General features: G+C 65.4%; 15 protein-coding genes and 2 pseudogenes. 13 read left to right on the forward strand and 4 right to left on the reverse strand.

Going from position 1 to position 17,473, the window contains the following annotated elements:
- Both ACLBX8_RS30630 and ACLBX8_RS30635 read right to left on the reverse strand, forming a co-directional pair.
- Window positions 1-301, reverse strand: a pseudogene (locus ACLBX8_RS30630) (hypothetical protein); the annotation flags it as partial.
- Between the two features lie 239 nt (window positions 302-540).
- Window positions 541-1,014 carry an acyltransferase gene (locus ACLBX8_RS30635; protein WP_273562990.1) on the reverse strand — a complete coding sequence of 158 codons (474 nt, stop codon included), beginning with the start codon at window positions 1,012-1,014 and terminating at the stop codon, window positions 541-543.
- A gap of 481 nt (window positions 1,015-1,495) precedes the next feature.
- On the opposite strand from ACLBX8_RS30635, the gene ACLBX8_RS30640 reads away from it, so the two are divergent.
- Window positions 1,496-2,020 (forward strand): hypothetical protein, encoded by a 525-nt coding sequence (locus ACLBX8_RS30640; protein ID WP_447716313.1) that lies wholly within the window; start codon window positions 1,496-1,498, stop codon window positions 2,018-2,020.
- 61 nt (window positions 2,021-2,081) lie between these two features.
- Here ACLBX8_RS30640 and ACLBX8_RS30645 read toward each other — a convergent pair whose 3' ends face one another.
- Complete coding sequence (locus ACLBX8_RS30645; protein ID WP_447716314.1) at window positions 2,082-3,515, reverse strand: SDR family NAD(P)-dependent oxidoreductase; 1,434 nt, start codon at window positions 3,513-3,515, stop codon at window positions 2,082-2,084.
- Between the two features lie 190 nt (window positions 3,516-3,705).
- Between ACLBX8_RS30645 and ACLBX8_RS30650 the strand changes: the two genes are divergently transcribed.
- From ACLBX8_RS30650 to ACLBX8_RS30705, 12 genes are all read left to right on the forward strand, one after another.
- The gene (locus ACLBX8_RS30650) at window positions 3,706-5,313 is read left to right on the forward strand and encodes an HAD-IIIC family phosphatase (protein WP_447716315.1); all 1,608 of its coding nucleotides are present in this window, start codon (window positions 3,706-3,708) and stop codon (window positions 5,311-5,313) included.
- Window positions 5,279-5,596, forward strand: a complete 318-nt coding sequence (locus ACLBX8_RS30655) for a hypothetical protein (protein WP_447716316.1) — start codon at window positions 5,279-5,281, stop codon at window positions 5,594-5,596. The genes ACLBX8_RS30650 and ACLBX8_RS30655 overlap by 35 nt, the downstream gene beginning before the upstream one ends.
- Window positions 5,589-6,629 (forward strand): ketoacyl-ACP synthase III, encoded by a 1,041-nt coding sequence (locus ACLBX8_RS30660; RefSeq protein WP_447716317.1) that lies wholly within the window; start codon window positions 5,589-5,591, stop codon window positions 6,627-6,629. The genes ACLBX8_RS30655 and ACLBX8_RS30660 overlap by 8 nt, the downstream gene beginning before the upstream one ends.
- A complete protein-coding gene (locus ACLBX8_RS30665; RefSeq protein ID WP_010685059.1) occupies window positions 6,626-6,853 on the forward strand; it encodes a hypothetical protein in 228 nt (75 codons plus the stop codon). The genes ACLBX8_RS30660 and ACLBX8_RS30665 overlap by 4 nt, the downstream gene beginning before the upstream one ends.
- A 17-nt stretch (window positions 6,854-6,870) precedes the next feature.
- The gene (locus tag ACLBX8_RS30670; RefSeq protein ID WP_447716318.1) at window positions 6,871-7,596 is read left to right on the forward strand and encodes an SDR family NAD(P)-dependent oxidoreductase; all 726 of its coding nucleotides are present in this window, start codon (window positions 6,871-6,873) and stop codon (window positions 7,594-7,596) included.
- On the forward strand, window positions 7,593-8,243 hold the full coding sequence (locus ACLBX8_RS30675; protein WP_447716319.1) for an acetyltransferase: 651 nt from the start codon (window positions 7,593-7,595) through the stop codon (window positions 8,241-8,243). Before ACLBX8_RS30670 ends, ACLBX8_RS30675 begins: the two co-directional genes overlap by 4 nt.
- Window positions 8,244-8,342: 99 nt before the next feature.
- Window positions 8,343-9,509, forward strand: a complete 1,167-nt coding sequence (locus ACLBX8_RS30680) for a DegT/DnrJ/EryC1/StrS family aminotransferase (protein ID WP_447716320.1) — start codon at window positions 8,343-8,345, stop codon at window positions 9,507-9,509.
- A gap of 75 nt (window positions 9,510-9,584) precedes the next feature.
- The gene (locus ACLBX8_RS30685; RefSeq protein WP_447716321.1) at window positions 9,585-11,144 is read left to right on the forward strand and encodes a glycosyltransferase family 61 protein; all 1,560 of its coding nucleotides are present in this window, start codon (window positions 9,585-9,587) and stop codon (window positions 11,142-11,144) included.
- Between the two features lie 269 nt (window positions 11,145-11,413).
- Entirely contained in the window at window positions 11,414-13,870 is a 2,457-nt protein-coding gene (locus ACLBX8_RS30690; RefSeq protein WP_447716322.1) for a glycosyltransferase 61 family protein, read from the forward strand.
- Window positions 13,871-14,116: 246 nt separating this feature from the next.
- The gene (locus ACLBX8_RS30695) at window positions 14,117-14,704 is read left to right on the forward strand and encodes a GNAT family N-acetyltransferase (protein WP_447716323.1); all 588 of its coding nucleotides are present in this window, start codon (window positions 14,117-14,119) and stop codon (window positions 14,702-14,704) included.
- An 81-nt stretch (window positions 14,705-14,785) separates the two neighbouring features.
- Complete coding sequence (locus tag ACLBX8_RS30700) at window positions 14,786-16,318, forward strand: glycosyltransferase family 61 protein (protein WP_447716324.1); 1,533 nt, start codon at window positions 14,786-14,788, stop codon at window positions 16,316-16,318.
- A gap of 50 nt (window positions 16,319-16,368) precedes the next feature.
- Window positions 16,369-17,319 carry a hypothetical protein gene (locus tag ACLBX8_RS30705; RefSeq protein ID WP_447716325.1) on the forward strand — a complete coding sequence of 317 codons (951 nt, stop codon included), beginning with the start codon at window positions 16,369-16,371 and terminating at the stop codon, window positions 17,317-17,319.
- Between the two features lie 30 nt (window positions 17,320-17,349).
- Here the strand turns inward: ACLBX8_RS30705 and ACLBX8_RS30710 are convergent.
- Window positions 17,350-17,473 (reverse strand): annotated as a pseudogene (locus ACLBX8_RS30710) (IS630 family transposase); the annotation flags it as partial.

The raw sequence follows: 17,473 nt of genomic DNA on the forward strand, positions 1-17,473 counted from the left end.
GGGCGAGGTGGGGATGGGCGGCGAGGTAGGCGGCGGAGTCGAAGTCGGGGCGCGGGTCGCGGCCCGCGCGCCAGCCGTGGACGAGGTAGTCGCGCACCGGGTCGGCCGCGATCCCGTACCAGCTCGCATAGAACGCCGCGTCGAAGTGGGCTGCCAGGGCGGCGATCTGTGCGTCCGCGGTGACGAAATCGTCCGCCGCCGGCAGGCCGCGGCGGGCGGCCAGCCGGATCAGCGGGTTGCCGCTCGCGCGGACCGGGCCGGAGCGCGCCCAGCGATGGTACAGGCCGCGGATCTGCTTCAACGCGCGGCACCCGTTCTGTCGCGCGACGGCCGCCGATCGCCGTCGGAGGGCGTGTCGAAATCGGCGCTGGGTTCGAGGCCTGGAGCTCGGGTGAGCATGTGTTCGCGCGGGCTAGATCGAAGGCGTCTCGGCGCGCCGGGCAGGGTGCCGCGCCGCCGGCTCATCGCCCTAACGGAACGCGCGCGCGGGGTAAACAACCGCACGCCCTGCCCCGCGTCCCGCGCGACCCGCCGGCGCGGTCAGATCAGGTCGGACCGCCACGTCACGTTCTCCCGCACGATCCGCGCGGGGTTGCCGGCGGCCACGCAATGGGGCGGCACCGTCCCAGTGACGACGGCGTGCGCGCCGACGATCGCGTTGTCGCCGATGACCGTGCCCTTCAGCAGCGTGGCCTGATTGGCGATCCAGACGTGGTTGCCGACCCGCACGGGCTTGGCCGGGTTCAGCCGCGCGCCGGTGTCCCGGGTGACGATGGAGTGGAAGTCGCTCGTCGTCATCCAGACGCCCGACGCGATCGAGCAGTCCGTGCCGATCTCGATCGCCTTTCCCTCGACGGGGTTGAGATGGACGAGCCCGGTGAAGCCGGTCCGGTCGCCGATGCGCAGCACCGAGCCGGGGCCGATATAGATGTTGGCCATCGACAGCCGCACGTCCTCGCCGACATCGAATCGGCAATTCGACTCGATGACGATGTGCATGTCCTTGTCGGACACGCAGCCCCTTCCTATGCGGATGTAGTTGTTGTCGCCGTTGACGTAGATTTTTCCTGCTTGGCTGTGCTGATCCCGCGAATCAATGTCGATGACATTATTCTCCCCTTTGTCGAAGATATTCAAAGACATAATTCGCTCTGCGGGATCTGTGAACGCCCCTGGGTGCGGCGCGGCCGACGCCCCGGAGCGGACGGCCGCATATCGAACCCGCGGAAGGAAGCTCGCCTTCTGACATGACGATTACGGTATCGGCGTGCCGAGATCGGGATCCGTCGACATTCGGCGGTCGCGCCGATGCCTCCGAGCCGGCATCGGCGTTTCAGGGACGTCTCTAAGCCATCGGTCGCTGTCCTCACAACTCGCGCGGGGATCGGGCGCCCGTGGCCGGGCGCGGTCGGCGCGCCTCTCCGCGGCTGTTGACGCCGGGAGGCACCTGTGAGGTATGCCGTCAGCCAGCGAAAACATGGGATGAGGCCGTCCGGTGGCTGAGGACAACACCCTGACGAAGGCCCTGGTGGACGTTCGGGCGCGCAGGGCCGCGCTGCAGAGCGACTACGACCGGATCGCGGCCGAGCTGACCAAGCTCCGGGCGGCGGAGGCGGCGCTGACCTCCATCGTCGAGGGGATCCCGCTGGACGCCTCCGGTCTCCACGCCCCCGAGGGACCGCGGGCCGCCGCGGCCGACCGCGCCGCGCCCGCCTCCGGCGGACGGCGGGGCGCCCGCGGCCCCCGGGCCAACTCGGCCAAGGGGCGGCTGAAGGCGCTGCTCGGCTCCGCCGGCCCGCAGGGCCTGTCGCATGCCGAGATCGCCGAGCGGCTGCCCGACGTCGCGCCCAACACCCTCAACACCTATCTCAGCATGCTGGTCACCGGCGGCGAGGCGATCCGGAACGGCGACTTCTTCACCGCGGCCGCGGCGTCCGACGGTACCGAGGACGTTGAGGGCGAGGTCGAGACCGACTCGGACGCGGACGAAGAGGTCCGGCACGACACCGCCGCCGAGTGAGGCCGGCGCCCGGCTCGGACAGAGCCGTCCGACACGGTCCCGCGCCCGGCACGCCTCCGGGTCAGGCGGCCGCCGACATCCGCCGGATGATCGGCAGCATCAGCGCGCTGGGCGCGGCGGCCGGCACGGGGAAGATCGTGGCCGTCTGGTCGGTCTTCACCCGGGGCAGCCGCTCGATCACGGTCCGCAGGTTCGGTAGCGTGCGCGCCAGGGTCGCGGCGAGCGTCTCGCCCGCGATCTTGGCCATCACGTATTCCAGGGTGTCGCGGGGCGCCTCGTCGATCGCGCTGGTCGACGGGTAGAAGGCCGCCACGGCGTCGCTGCGCTCCAGGCAGAGCTGGCTCAGCTCGTAGAAGGCGGTGTTGTAGACGCGCATCATCTCGTCCAGGCAGGCCGGCTCGAAGGGGGCGCGCTTCTGGCGGAAGATGCGGGGCGTCGCGAAATGGTAGAGCTGCGACGGGCGTATCGCCAGCGCCGCGAGCTGCGCGGCGGCCGGCTCGGCGGCGTCGTAGCGGAGGACCTGGCAGCGGCCGCCGGCGTCGCGGATCTCCCGGGCGATCGCTTCCGCCTCGTCGGCGCCGGACGCGTAGGTGATGCAGACCGCCCCGCCGCCGGCGGCGATCAGCTTGGCGGTCGCGGCGCCGAGGCCCCGCGACCCGCCGACGATCAGCGCCGACACCGCCGCGAAGGCGCCCGGCTCCACCAGCGCCGCGAGGTCCCGCAGGCTCTCCTGCTCCACCGGCCGCGGGCGGACGAAGCCTTCGACCCGGGCGACGAGCCCGGGGCCGACGGCGTCCAGCGTCACCGATTGCAGCATCGGCTGGAACCGCTTCACAGCGTAGCCGAGGCTCGAGCCGGTGCCGCCCTCGGTGACGGTCACGTCGATCTTCGAGAGGATCGAGTGGAGGCCGGGCACGAACATGCCGACGAGGGTCGAGAGGCCGCCCAGGGCCGCGACCCGGCCCGGGCCGAGGGCGCGGGCGAGGCGCGGCGCCAGCGCGGCGATCGCCGCCGGGTCCGGCAGCGCGAAGGCCCCGGCGAGGCCCGGCAGCGCCGCCGGATCGCGGGCGACCGGCTCCGTGGGGATCGCGGTCGGCGCCGCCTCGACTGGTTGGGCCGCGGCCCGGCCCGCCGCGAAGGTCGCCTGGATCGTCAGGGCGCGGACGCCGTCCACCGCCAGGGACAGGCGCAGCTGCCGCGCGTCCGCCTCGTGGACCGTCAGGACGGTGCGGTCCCCGACCAGCACGAACCGCTCGAACCGCATCTGGAGCGTCGCGAGCCGGTCGAGGGGTTGGGCGTCGGCGCAGGCATCGAGGGCCCAGAGGGCGGCGTGAACGCCGTGGACGGCGCGCTCGCCGGCCAGCGTCCGCCGGGCCATCCGCGCGTCCATGTGCATCGGGTTCACGTCGCCGGTCGCCCGCGCGAAGGCGGCCTGATGGGCCTCGGTCCAGGTCCGCGTCGTCGCGGCGGCCTCGTCCGAACCGGATCCGTTCATCGCGCAGCTCCTCCTCGGCCGGTCCCCGCCCGGTCCACGCCCCAGCCGGGCTGGCCGGCCGCCGGATGCCCGGCCCCTTGCTTTATGGCACGCGATCTCGCAAGAGGGCGGCGCTCGCACGCACGGAAAGGGGCCGGTCGATCGCCGGAGGGCAGGCATCCGCAGGGTGTCGCAGGGACCGGTATCGAGGATGACCACGGCTCGCGCCCTGTCGATCGGTTTCGTCGGAAACATCGTCACCAACCCATTCGGGAAGGTGGCGGGCCGCCTCGCGGATCTCGCCACGGTCTCGTGCGAGCATCTCCCCATCGGACAGATCGAGCAGGTGCTGGCGGGAGCCGCCGCCGCCGACGTCCTGATCGTGCATCTCGACCACCGCTGGTTCTTCGACGTCGCCCCGGACGAGGCGGCCGTCGCCCGCGCGCGCGGCCTCGCCGAGCTGGTCTCGGCGCGGCTCGCCCGGGCGCCGGGGACGATCATCCTCAACACCGTGCCGTTCGTGCCGGTCTCCTCCGTCGAGAGCGACCTCCACGACCAGTTGGAGGCGCTGGCGCGGGTGAACGCGGTGCTGTTCGACCTCGCCCGGGCGCAGGAGCGGGTCAGCGTCGTCGACGCCGCCGGCGCCCTGGCGCTGCTCGGCTTTGCTAACGCCTTCCGCGAGCGCAACCGGTACATGTACCAGATGCCCTACGCCCCGGCCGCCGTGGACGCGCTCAACGAGCGCTACGCCGACGCCGTCGCGGCGCGGCTGCGGGCGCGACGCAAGGTGGTGGTGGTCGACGCCGACAACACCCTCTGGGGCGGCGTCGTCGGCGAGGACGGCGTGGAGAACCTGGAGGTCGACAGCGACTATCCGGGGATCGTCCACACGCAGCTCCAGCGCCAGCTCCTGCGCCTGAAGGGCCTCGGGATCCTGCTCTGCGCGGTGACGAAGAACAACGAGGAGGATTTCCGCGCGGTCTTCGCCCAGCGCGCGATGCCGCTCCGCCTCGACGACTTCGTGGCCTACCGCAGCAACTGGACGGAGAAGAGCGAGAACATCCGCGACCTCGCCGCGGCCCTGAACCTCGGCCTCGACAGCTTCATCTTCCTCGACGACAACCCGTTCGAGATCGAGGAGGTCCGCGCCCGGCTCCCCGGGGTCGAGTGCCACCTGTTCGACCGGACGCGCCCCGAGCAGGCGCTCACCCTCCTCGACGGCATCGCGTCGCTGCGCGCCCGGAACGTCACGGCCGAGGACCTGGCCAAGACCGAGCAGTACCGCGGCGAGGCCCAGCGCCAGGAGCTGCAGCGCTCCGCCGCCTCGATGGACGAGTACCTCGCCTCCCTCGAGATCCGGGTGCACGTCGCCCGCAACAACCCGGGCTCCCTGCGGCGGGTCACGCAGCTGATCAACAAGACCAACCAGTTCAACCTGACGACGCGGCGCTACACTGAGGACGAGGTCGCCACCGCCATGCGAGAGGGCGGCGTCTACGCGGCCCGGGTGGTCGACCGGTTCGGCGACATGGGCATCGTCGGGGTCGCCATCGTCCGGGGCGGCGAACTCGAGACGTTCCTGATGAGCTGCCGGGCGCTCGGACGCCGCATCGAGGCCCAAATTCTGCGCCACGTCTGCCAGCAGGAGGGTGAACGGGACCTGAGGGCCCAGTATCGCCCGAGCGCGAAGAACCGGATGGTCGAGAGCTTCCTCGACGACAACGGCTTCGAACCCTTGAGCGCTGGCCCCGAGGGCAAGACGTACCGACTGACACGAGGACCGGATGACACCCCCTACATCCACATCGTCGCGGAGTGACCGCGGCGCCGTCGAGGCGGCTGCCCGCGCGACCTTCGCGCGGCTCGTCGAGACCTGGGGGCGCCCGGACCTGGAGAATCCCAGGCCCGAGGAGGACGTCTACGAGCGGCTCGATTCCTTCGCGGTGGTCGAGCTCCTCCTCGAGACGGAATCCGAGATCGAGCGGACGGTCGGCCGCTACGTGCCGCTCGCCAACGAGAGCATCCTCGACAGCACGAAGTCGCCGCTCCGCCGCTTCCAGGGCTGGATCGACTACGTCGCCGAGACGGTCGAGCATGGCTGATTTGCGGTTCTCGCGCGCGACCCTCGCGGGGCTCGTCACCACGGTCGGCGCGCGCGTCCAGGCCTTCGACGACGAGGCGGCCGGCCTCGGGCTCGCCCCCGAGGAGGCGGAGCGCCTCAAGCGGGCCATGGGCTTCGCGACCCGGCACGTCGTCGCCGATCCCGCCACCACGACGGCGGATCTCTGCCTGCACTCGGCGCGCCACCTCCTGCGCGGCCTCGACCTGCAGCCCGACGCCGTCGACGGGCTGATCCTGGTCACACAGACGCCGGATTACAGCTCCCCGTCGACTGCGATCGGGATGCAGCACCGCCTCGGCATGCGGACCGACACGCTCTGCTTCGACATCCGCCTCGGCTGCAGCGGCTTCGTCTACGGCTTGTCGGTCGCCTACAGCCTGGTCGAATCCGGCCTCGACCGCGTCCTCCTCTGCGTCGGCGACGTCGCGAGCCGCATGGTCGCGACCGGGGACCGGTCGATCACGCCGATCATGGGCGATGCCGGCGCCGCGGTGCTGATCGAGCGGCGCGCGAGCGAGAGCTTCTTCCAGCTCCACAGCGACGGCTCGGGCGAGAAGGCCCTGTTCATCCCGCACAGCGGCCTCCGGGCCGACGCCGAGGATGCGGGCAAGCCCGGCACCATGCACATGGACGGGGCGCAGGTCTTCAACTTCACCCTGAAGCGCGTCCCGCCGCTGATCGAGGGCATCTTGGCCTTCTCGGACACGCGCGCCGAGGACGTCGATTTCCTGATCCTGCACCAGCCGAACAAGTACATCCTCAAGAACCTCCAGCGCCGCCTAGGGCTCGACGACAGCAAGCTCCCGACCGGCACCCAGTCGGTCTACGGCAACCAGAACTCGGCCTCGATCCCCGGCACGATCTCGGGCTTCCTCGCGGAAGCCTATGCGGGCCGGCGGGTGCGCTCGCTGCTCGCCGGCTTCGGGGTCGGGCTGAGCTGGGGAGCCTGCACGATCACCACCGACCGGATCTTCGCGCCCCCGGTCATGACCTACGAGGAGACCACCCGATGACCGAGGGCGCATTCCTGGACGAACTCGGCACGATCCTCGACCAGCCGGGGCCGCTCGCCCGCGGTCAGAGCCTCGGGGAGATCGAGACCTTCGACTCGCTCGGCATCCTCAACATCATGGCGCTCTACGACACGCTGGGCCTCGAGGTGGATCCGCAGCGGATTGCCGGGGCGGCGACCACCGACGACCTGATCGCGCTGGCCGGCGCGAAGCTGCAGGCCTGAGCGCGATGTCGGAGCCGATGTCGGAGCCGGGAGGGCACGTCCTCGTCGTCGGGGCCAGCAGTGGCATCGGCCGCGCCGTCGCCGATCGCCTCCGCGCGGGCGGGGCGCGGATCACCGCCCTCGCCCGGCGAGCGGACCGGCTCGCCGAGCTGGAGGCCCTCGGCTGCGCCACCGTCGCGGCCGACGTCACCGACCTTCCGGCGATCGGCGGCGTGCTGCAGGCGGTGGTGGCCGAGCGGGGGCTCCTGACCGGGCTCGTGTACTGCGCGGGCGTCCAGGTCATCAAGCCGATGCGCAGCCTCGGCGTGGAGGAGGTCGAGCGCCTCTATCGCACCAACCTCGTCGCGCCGACCCTGTTCGCCGCCGCCTTCGGCAGCGCCCGCGTCTCGACTCGGGACGCGGTGTTCTGCGCGGTCTCGTCCATCGCGGCGCAGAGGCCCGAGCCGGCGATCGTGCCCTACGCCGCCTCCAAGGCAGGCCTCGACGCCCTGATCAAGGGCCTCGCCCGGGAACTCGCCCCCCGGCGCGCCGTCGGCGTCGCCCCCGGCTGGCTCGACACCGAGATGACCCAGGCCCATGCCCGCCTGTACGGCGCGGAGTTCAAGGAGGCGCTGGAGAAGCGCAGCCCCGCGGGCGCCGCGACGGTCGAGTCCGTGGTCGACGCCATCGCGTTCCTGATGTCGTCCCAGGCCCGGCACATCACCGGCGAGATCCTGCGGGTCGACGGCGGGGCCGTGCTGTGACCGGGACGGCGCAGCGGCTCGCGCTGATCGGCGGCGGCGGCTTCTCCAAGGAGATCGCCGAGATCGCCCGCGCCCTCGGCCACACGGTCGAGGATACCTACTCGACCGCTCCGGAGGTCCAGGTCGGCCGCTACCGCGGCTATCTCGACGCGCTGCTCGCCGACCGGGCGGAGTATGACGGCGTCGTCCTGGCGGTCGGCGGCGTGAGCCGGCGCGCGATCCGGGCGCGGGCCGAGTTGATCGCGTGGCTCGACCGCCACGGCCTCCCCTGCCCCGCCCTCGTCTCGCCCCGCGCGATCGTGAGCCCGGACGTCGCAATCGGCGCCGGCGCCTTCGTGGCGCACGGGGTGATCGTCAACGCCGATGCCCGGCTCGGGCGCTTCTGCGTGCTGAACTCGGCGGCCATCGTCGGCCACGACACGGTCGTCGGCGACAACACCACGATCTCGCCCGGCGCCTTCGTCGGCGGCCGCTGCACGATCGGTGCCGACAGCCTCGTCGGGCCGCTCGCCAAGATCCTCCAGGGCCTCACCCTCGGTCAGGGTGTCACGGTCGGTATGGGCTGCAACGTCTTGCGCGCGCTGCCTGATAACGCGACGATCTGGCCCCGGGCGGACATCGTCGCCCCGGCGCCGAAACCGGCCTGATCGGCCTCAGCTCCGCCCGATTGCTGTGTCACTTCAGTCTCTCTAAATTCTAGTTTTCCAGATGGTCGGTCTCGCGTCCGAACATCGCGAGGAGGTTTCATGAGTGCTGAGCCGCGATCGTTCGAGCAGCCGATCTACGTCACCCGTCCGATGCTGCCCGAACTCGCGGTCTTCGCGAAGCATCTGGAGGCCATCTGGCAGAGCGCCGTTCTCTCGAACGGCGGACCGCAGCACGTGGAACTGGAGAAGCGGCTACACGCTCACCTAGGCGACGGTCACATCGCGCTGTTCAACAACGGCACAAATGCCTTGATGACGGCGGTCAAGGCCCTCGACCTATCAGGCGAGGTCATCACGACGCCCTTCACCTTTGCGGCGACTCCGCACGTGCTCGCTTGGCATGGCATCCGGCCGGTTTTCGCCGATATCGAGGAGCATTCCATGACCCTCGATCCAGCCCGGATCGAGGCCGCGATCACGGATCGCACCACCGGCATCCTCGCGGTTCACGTCTACGGCAATCCTTGCGACGTAGAGGCGATTGAGCGGATCGCGCGCAAGCACCGCCTCAAGGTGTTGTACGACGGCGCCCACGCCTTCGGGACCCGGGTCAACGGCCAGCCTATCGCCAGCTACGGCGATGCGACAATGTTTAGCTTCCACGCCACCAAACTCTTCCACACCGCGGAGGGCGGAGCCGTGGTCACGAACGATGGCGAGATTAAGCGGCGCCTGGAGCTGCTGAAAAACTTCGGGATCGCCGACGAGATGACCGTTAAAGCTATCGGCATCAACAGCAAAATGAATGAGATCCAGGCCGCGATTGGCTTGTGCTTGGTCGACGAGATTGTAATCGAGAAGGCCAAGCGCCTCGCACTTGCAGAAACCTACCGTGACCACCTAGGCGGGATTCCTGGGGTCACCACCTCGCGCGTGCTGGATCTCGAGACCGACAGTCTTCAGTATTATTGCCTTCGCATCGACCAAAGCCTGGCCGAAGTCAGTCGCGACTATGTCTACGATGAGCTAAAGAAATTCAACGTGTTCGCTCGTCGTTATTTCTACCCGCTCTGCAGTCAGTATGAGCCCTACCGCGATTTCACCGACAGCAGGAGCGACAACCTTCCGGTCGCCCATCGGGTTGGCGACCAAGTTCTCTGCCTACCGTTCTATGGGCATCTAGGGACAGCGAACGCCCAGCGGATCTGCGCGATTATCCGGCATATTGTGGCCGAACGCGCCAATGCGCATGTCCATGCGGCCTAGTTGGCCTTGCTCTGCAGCGCGCGGCTCGGGGCGCGGGCCAATTCAGTCACTAACTGCCGGACATTGAGAATCGGCATGCTCACTGCTCTCAGGACAGACTGGCGCGCGCGCTTCCGTCTCCTGGCGGCGCGCTGGCTCGTCGACGCGGACTTCTATCTCAACCGCTATCCCGATATCCGCGCTGCGGGCATCGATCCGGTCCAGCATTTCGCCGAGCACGGGCTCGCCATTCCGATCCGGGCGGCCAACGCCGTGATGGAGCGCGCCATCATCCGCGGTGCGCCGCTGCTCGGTCTTGCCGCTCTGCTGTTCGGCAAGCGGCGCACGGACTGGCTGCAATGCTTTGTCGAGCGCTACCAGTATCTCGCTTGCGGCAATCTCGGCACCGAATATCGCTTCGCGCGCTGGGTGGCCCGCATGCTGTCAACCGCCAACCCAACGCGCGTCACCTTGGACCCGGTCGATCGCGATAGGATCCTGGGCAAGGTGCTGCCCGTCGCACGCCTCGAGACGTCCGCCTTTCCCTGGCTGACGGTGCGTCAGATTGATCCTTCAACGGTCTACCGCTTCGAGGGCCCCCGGCTCTGGCGCGATCCCAAGTCGCCACAGGCGCACGTGGTCACGCTTCCCGCTCTTTGGTGCGCATCAATCCGTGAAGCCAATGTCTTCGGCAGCATGCAGGTTGCTGCCCATGACCGATTCCTGAGATATGAGCCGGCGGCGGATCCGAGCCTGTCCTATACGGCCGGGCAGTATCGACATGTCATCACGTGCTTCTCGCCGCGCCATGACAAGGTGGTTGCGCGCCTACCCGACCGGCCCACGACTCGAGTCGACCAGGCAATTCTCCTCGGTGGCCGCTGCGGCAACAACCATTTCCATTTTCTGATCGAGTACCTGACGAAAGGCTACGTCATCGAGCGGGCCGGCCTTCCCACGGACATACCGTTGATCATTCCGGACGACCTCTTCCCGGCGCAGCTGGAGGCGATCCGTCTCCTGTTTCCCAGACGGGATCTGATCAGGATTTCGACGGCGCAGCGTCTGGACGTCGATCTCCTCCATATCCCATCTTTGATGACGTTCTTTCCCGACGCCCTGGAAATTGCCGATTGTGAGAAGGAGGGACTGCGTCACACGAGCCTGCAATGGCTACGCGATCGGATTCTGACAGCGCTCCCGCCGGAGCAGGAACATTTCGATCCGATCCCACGGCTCTATCTCTCGCGGCAGCGCGGCCGGAACATCGTGAACGCCGCGGAGGTCGAGGCCGCTTTCATCGACCACGGCTTCACGAGCATTGATCCCAGCGGCCTAAGCTTTTCACAGCAAGTTCGGCTCTTCGCCGAAGCGACACATATCGCAGGCCCGGTCGGTGCTGCTTTCGCCAACACCATCTTCTGCACGCCCGGAACAGCGATCATCCATCTCGGCTCTCGGCATGCAAGAACCTCTACTCTCTTTCAAAATCTGGCTGTGTTCGCCGAATGTCCTTGTATTCGGCTGATGAGCGACTGGCGTATCGGTGATATCTTTCGGTCTAGAAGAAATGTTCAGTCTCTAAGGCAGGAGAACTACGCGATAAACGTGCAAACTTTGCGGCGCATGCTTAAATCGTGGGACTCGGAGCGTTAATCTCATATTTATTTCAAGAAAAATTCCCGCGATTACGGAGTCAATATTCAATATCGTCGCAAGAGCTATGCTTCATGAGTCGTCTCTGGTCACGGAAGAGAGCAGGCGTGAATTTTCGACAGTCACAAGCGCCGGACCGTTTGTCGCCGAGTCGGCGGGACTGTGTCAAGGAGCTGGTAGCACGTCTTCGTCGAACGTTGAGCCCCCGCGGTTGGGCCGCGCGTGGTACGGCGCCTGATACGGCGCAAAGGACCGGTCTTCGCCGTCGCATGACGACCATGATTGAGGAAAGCGGCCTGTTCGATCGCACATGGTATATGAAAACATATGGTTCCGACCTTCGCTCCGCGGAAGATCCCCTCGACCACTATGTAAGATTCGGGGCGCGAAAAGGCTATTTTCCGAACCCTTTGTTTGACTCAAAGTGGTATCTGCGCACTTATCGATTAGGATTTTTTGGTCATATCAATCCACTCTACGACTATATTATCAACAGTAATGCGTTTCTGCGCGACCCGAATCCGTATTTTTCAACAAAGTTCTATCTTGAAGCTTATCCGGATATCGGAAATCATCCGGATATTATTGCGAACAAAAGAACTGCGCTTCATCATTATATGAATTGGGGTGAGCGCGAGGGCAGGGAAACCGGGCCTGATTTCTGGTCGGAACGGTACGCTGCCGTCTATCCCGATGTGGCGTCCAGCGAATTTGGCTCGGTCGCCCACTTCCTTCACGTTGGACGCAAGGGTGGTCGCAAGCGGTTCATCTTCCGCGCCGGTCGGCAGCCGCTCGCGGTCGACGAGACGCGGCGCTCCCGTATGGTGCGCTGGATGGATCCGGCTTGGGCGCGGACTGAGCGCGATGCGCGCGTGGGCCGCTCTGTCCGACTGTGCGTATTTGTCCTTGGATGTTTCGCTTACGCGGTCTTCCGACCCCGTGTGCCGCTTGCGCCGGGCTCTCAGGCGATCGGCCCGGTGCGTTTCGTCGTGACCGCAATTCAAAGATTCTGGGCTGAGGGTTTTGAGGATGTCCCGCTAGCTGCCGTCACGTTCCTGACGCGACCCTTCGCCCGCACCCAGTCGGACAACTTTCTGTCGCGCGTGCTTGCGGCACCGAGACCCAGCATCAAGCTTTATCTCGCCAACAGCTTCAAGGCGATTGGGCTGTTCTCGGATGCCGAGGCGCTCTGTCGGGATCTAGAGCGGTCCGACCGCTTTCGCTCCCTAGCCTTACTGACCCTCGGCGATCTCTATCTAGTCCAAGCGATCTGGGCGTCCGAGTTTAGTGAGTACGCATCGCACCGAGCGGCCATCAATCCGGCCAGGATTCTCGATCTGGCCGTCGGTCAGACATGGCATGACCGGACCTTCAAGGATGCGATCGCGCTGCTTGAAATGGCCGCTGCCCTGGAACCCCACGAGGCCGATCTCTGGCTTCTGCTCACTTTCGCGCGCCTGTCGGCGAGACAATGGTCCTCGGCGCGCGATGCGGCCGTGCATTTGGCGACCCTCGATCAGGCCAACGACGTCGCGCGCTATGCGCAAGCCTTCGCTCTATTCGGAGAGGATTCGGAGGCTGGTTTCGATCTATTCCAGCAAACCGTTCGCGAGGCGGGCGAGCGAAACATCCATGGGCTTGCGACCATTGTGGGAGAGGACGCGGATTTCATCAGTCCGGATCACGTCACATCTCGATTGATGGCCGACGCACGGTCTCTGACCGTAAATTATGCTCTGATCTACGGCGGTCGGGCATCACAGGTACGAACGCTCTTGTCCTTGCCGTCGGCGTCCCTCTTTGAGCTGCGAACGGCGCAGTTGCTGCCGGAATACGGTACCGTGCTGGTGGGTGGAACAGCGCTCCTGGCCGGCGAGTCACATATGCGCCGATGCCACGATCAGACGTTCTGCTCCGCAATTGTAACGATCGCCGAGAAGCGGGCTATCTACACCCTGGCGACACCGGTGGCCGCACCCATTGAGAAGGCCTGCTTCATCGGCAACAACGGCAACTACTTCCATTGGTTGTTGGAGGATCTGCCGCGTGTCGAGGCGGTGACTGGCGGCTCCGCCTACGACGATGTGTCGATCTTGGTGGATAGAAATGCTGCACCCTGGCAGCGGAAGCTTTTAGAGCGCGTCGGCGTCGAGCCGTCGCGACTCTGTGAGGTAGATTTCTCGCGCCCGGTTAGCGTATCCCGTTTAGTCCTCCCCCCGCGCTTGTCCAAGAACCTCGTCGTCCATCCGGAGGCGGTCCGGTTCCTTCGCGACCGACTCGTCCCTGGGGCTTCGACCGCCGTAGTCAGGCCTGGCAAGCGCCTCTACCTGACGCGCGCGAGCGCAGCCGTGAAGCGCGGGTTTCTGAACGAGCCGGAGGTCATTGAACGCCTGAGAAGTGCCGGTTTTGCTGTCGTCGATCCGGGAGGCATGAGCATTGACGAGCAAATCGAGCTTTTCTCTGACGTGGAGATCGTCGCTGCCCCCGGCGGCGCGGCCCTGTCGAATCTCGTCTTCGCACCGCCCGCCACGAAGGTGCTCGCCTTTTCCGCCGACGCGATTCTGAGCGAGACCTTCACCAGCCTCGCCAGCGCGATTGGCCAATCCTATGTACTCTGCGCAGGCGCATCCCTGGCGCGCGCCGATCGATACTGGATCTGGTCACGCTTCGATTTTGCGATCGCCAAGGCTGACCTCGACCGAGCCATGGAGGCGGTGATTGGATGATAGTGCGTCCTGTCTCTACGGCTCTGCAACACACGCAGGTGACCTGCGACATGGTGCCAGATATCCAGCGGTATCGCCAAGGTGCCTGGGTCGATCAGCGGCCACGGCCGTGACCGCGATGTGCCAGAGGCTCGGACTTGGCGCTCACGAGCAGACGTGAGAGAGTCGACGATACAAATCGGCGAACCGCGGGATTGCGAGGCGGCCGCGCTTCGGGCAGCATAAGGTATGCAGTACGGACAGGTCATGTCAGTCAACAGGCTCCGCGGAACAATTCAACTCGATTCATCACGACGCTCCCACCTGCGCTTGGCCGAACCATCTGACGGGCCGCTGATCTATCGGTTGCGATCCGACCCACGGCTCAGCCGCTTCCTGAATGCTCCGTCGACAAGCATCCCGGAGCAGGTCTCCTGGTTGACGCGGTACAAGGACGATGAGGCCGCTGGGAAACAGTATTACTTTATTATCGTATCGGGTGGGCAGGACCGTGGCACAGTGCGTATGTACGATTTCCGCACGATCAACGGTCTACGATCTTTCTGCTGGGGGAGCTGGATTCTAGTTCCGCCGCCGGTCATCGGGCTTGCCGTTTATTCAGCGCTCGCCGTATGCGAACTAGGCTTTGAGCATTTCGGATTCGAACATGCCCATTTCGATGTCCGGCGGGAGAACGAGAACGTCGTCGCCTTCCATCTTAGGTCGGGCGCCAAGATAATTGACAAGAATGAACAGGATTATTTTTTCCATTTCTCGCGTTCAGCTTACGATGCGTTCAAGGCCGCCCAGCGGCAGACGATCGAGCGGCATTCCGCACAGCAGCGCTTCGCGTAAATGGATGCGCATCGGCTCTCGGCCGCGGCGCGATCAACCCGCTCTGTTTGGGCGGCGGCCCAACATCTATGATTCGCGCGTATGACGTTCGCTTTTACACACCTAACCCAGCGCATCGCACAGCGCATCGTGGATCCAGCCTTCTATTTGGCGCGAAATCCCGATGTGGCGGCGGCGGGTGTTGATCCGGTCGCGCATTTCGCCCGAAACTGGTCCGCGCCGCCGCTGCGCGCGCCTAACGCGCGCTTAGAGGCGCGGATTTACGCGTGGTCACCTGTGCTTGTCGCCATTCTGGCGATGTTCGGGCGGGGTCGCCAAGACATCACGGACTGCTTCCGCTATCGCATCAACCAACTCTCGACTCGGCGCGGTTTCGGTCTACAGCTTCGGCTTGTCCTCGCGCTCGCGCGCATCCTGGCCTTTTGGTCCGGATCAACCGTACGTCGGAGCGGAGGGGCGGGCACCGGTCTCGGCTCGATCTACACCGTCGTGCGGATCGGGCAGGATTCAGTGCCCTGGATCGACTGTCGCAGCTTCGCGGAGGCTGGCGTGTTCAACTTCTCGGATCCCGAAGTCGCCCTGTCCGCGCAGCCTCCGACCGCTCGTCGACTGCGCAAGCCAGAACTCTGGTGCGCGTCAATCCAAGACGCGTCGATTTTCGGCTTCGCTCAGATCGTCTCCCATTCCGCTTTCGTAGTCTATGAACCGGAGGCGGACCCGACATTCCGCTACACGAGCCGCCAATGCGAGTTCGTTATCACCTGCTTCGGCTCCAAGGGCGACCGGGTCTTGGCCCGTGTCCCGCAAGAAGCCGATCGGTCGATCGATGCGGGCATACTTCTGATCGGGCGATGCGGGGCGAACTACTTCCACTTTCTAATCGAGTACGCCACAAAAGGCTACATCGTGGACAATGCGTCCATACCGAAGGACGTCCCGCTCATCCTGAGCGACGATCTATTCCCACAGGAAATTGATGCTCTGAAGCTGCTCTTCCCGGATCGTCCATCTACGATCCGCGAGCACGGCAAGCGACTCGACGTGAAGACGCTCTACGTACCATCCTTGATGACATTCATTCCAGACACGCCCGACATCGAGTTCTGGGCGGTCGCCGCTGTCGATTACGCAAGTCTGTCTTGGCTTCGAAAGCGAGTACTAGACGCTATACCGACGCCCGCGGCCTCACCCGCTCGGAGGCTCTATCTCGGCCGATCCGCTGGGCGTAACATCACTAATGCAAAGGACGTAGAAGCAGTTTTTCGCCGGCATGACTTCGAGATCGTCAATCCAGGCGAGCTAAGCTTCGCGCAGCAAGTCGAGGCTTTCAGGACCGCGCGTTGCATTGCTGGTCCGATCGGCGCCGCATTCGCTAACCTCGTTTTCGCATCCCCGGACACGCTTGTCCTGGGACTCGTTTCGCCGTTCGCCGTTCAGTTCTCGACATTCAGCAGTCTCGCGACATTTGCTAAATGTCGTTACTTGGCCGTCCCCGGCGAGCATAAGGCTTATCGCCTCGGTGACGAGAAGAAGCGCCGCTCGCTCGAGCTGACGCATGATAATTACCGCATTGATCTCGACTATCTGGATGCGGTGCTTCAGAATTACGCATAGAATTTTATTTTTAAGCACTTCGTCGCAAAGTGTTTACGAAGGATGGCAGCATGAAGAAGCAATGGATCGACCTTGGTTTGCGATTTGAGGCGTTAGGTTCAGGTTTGCTCCAGACGCATGCCATGCTGCCCACGCCAATCGTGCTGTCCGACCGCATCCGAGTTTATTTCTCGTCCTGCGACGCCGACCTGCGCGGGCGCATCTTCTGCGTCGATCTGGGCTTGGACCATCCGCACCCGGTGATCCATTTTGATCCCACTCCCGTGCTTAATCTCGGAGCCGCGGGGTGTTTTGACGCTGACGGGGTCAATCCCTGTCATCTCGACATCGTCGATGGGGTCTGGCGCCTGTATTACGTTGGCTGGCGCAGACTAACGCAGGATGTTCCTTACACGCTACTAGCGGGCCTAGCGGTGAGCGAAGATCGCGGCAAGACCTTTGCGCGCTGGAAGGCGGAACCCGTCCTCCCTCCAACGTCCGACGAAGGCTACTTTCGGACCGCCCCATTCGTCCGGCGGATCGGTGACCGCTTCGAGATCCTCTACATCGGTGGCAACCGTTTCGTCCGGAGCCCGTCCGGGAAGATGCTCCCGAGATATGCCATCCGTCGGTCAAGATCTGCGGATGGAATCCACTGGTCAGACCCAGCGGAGGATGTGTTGCTGCCGGATGAGGCATGCGGCGAGATTGGCTTCGGTCGTCCGCGCGTCGAGATGCTCCCAGGGTATAAACCTGTCTTGATGGTCTCGGTTCGGACCGAACAAGCCTACACGCTGATGATGTGCCCCTGGGACGAAGGCAAAGTTGATCGGTCTCGTCTCGTCCAGGTAATCGATACCGCAGGCCAGGCTTGGGCTTCCGAAATGACGTGCTTCGGCGCGACCTGTCAGGTTGAGGGCCGGACGCTGCTCTTCTACAACGGCAACGGCTTCGGACAAACTGGATTCGGTCTGGCCTACCGGGACCTGACCGCCTCCGAGGATTGGTCTCGATCGGGGTGAAACCTTCGGTACGCCTAGAGCGGCATCCGATCAGGTTGGGTCATACGCGTCGTAGCCTGCGGCGGCGAGATAGCGGCGGCATTCGGCTGGCGTGAAGCGTCTGAAGGCTCGTCGGATCGTGTCCCAGAGGTCGCTGATCGTGCGAGCGGCCTCG

This window comes from Methylobacterium sp. D48H (genome assembly GCF_053345715.1).

Excerpts from the sequence above, each read along its gene's own strand:
- ACLBX8_RS30645 (WP_447716314.1), bottom strand. The coding sequence starts at position 3,515 with ATGAACGGATCCGGTTCGGACGAGGCCGCCGCGACGACGCGGACCTGG.
- ACLBX8_RS30650 (WP_447716315.1), top strand. The coding sequence starts at position 3,706 with ATGACCACGGCTCGCGCCCTGTCGATCGGTTTCGTCGGAAACATCGTC.
- ACLBX8_RS30655 (WP_447716316.1), top strand. The coding sequence starts at position 5,279 with ATGACACCCCCTACATCCACATCGTCGCGGAGTGACCGCGGCGCCGTC.
- ACLBX8_RS30660 (WP_447716317.1), top strand. The coding sequence starts at position 5,589 with ATGGCTGATTTGCGGTTCTCGCGCGCGACCCTCGCGGGGCTCGTCACC.
- ACLBX8_RS30665 (WP_010685059.1), top strand. The coding sequence starts at position 6,626 with ATGACCGAGGGCGCATTCCTGGACGAACTCGGCACGATCCTCGACCAG.
- ACLBX8_RS30670 (WP_447716318.1), top strand. The coding sequence starts at position 6,871 with ATGTCGGAGCCGGGAGGGCACGTCCTCGTCGTCGGGGCCAGCAGTGGC.
- ACLBX8_RS30680 (WP_447716320.1), top strand. The coding sequence starts at position 8,343 with ATGAGTGCTGAGCCGCGATCGTTCGAGCAGCCGATCTACGTCACCCGT.
- ACLBX8_RS30685 (WP_447716321.1), top strand. The coding sequence starts at position 9,585 with ATGCTCACTGCTCTCAGGACAGACTGGCGCGCGCGCTTCCGTCTCCTG.
- ACLBX8_RS30690 (WP_447716322.1), top strand. The coding sequence starts at position 11,414 with ATGACGACCATGATTGAGGAAAGCGGCCTGTTCGATCGCACATGGTAT.
- ACLBX8_RS30695 (WP_447716323.1), top strand. The coding sequence starts at position 14,117 with ATGTCAGTCAACAGGCTCCGCGGAACAATTCAACTCGATTCATCACGA.
- ACLBX8_RS30700 (WP_447716324.1), top strand. The coding sequence starts at position 14,786 with ATGACGTTCGCTTTTACACACCTAACCCAGCGCATCGCACAGCGCATC.
- ACLBX8_RS30705 (WP_447716325.1), top strand. The coding sequence starts at position 16,369 with ATGAAGAAGCAATGGATCGACCTTGGTTTGCGATTTGAGGCGTTAGGT.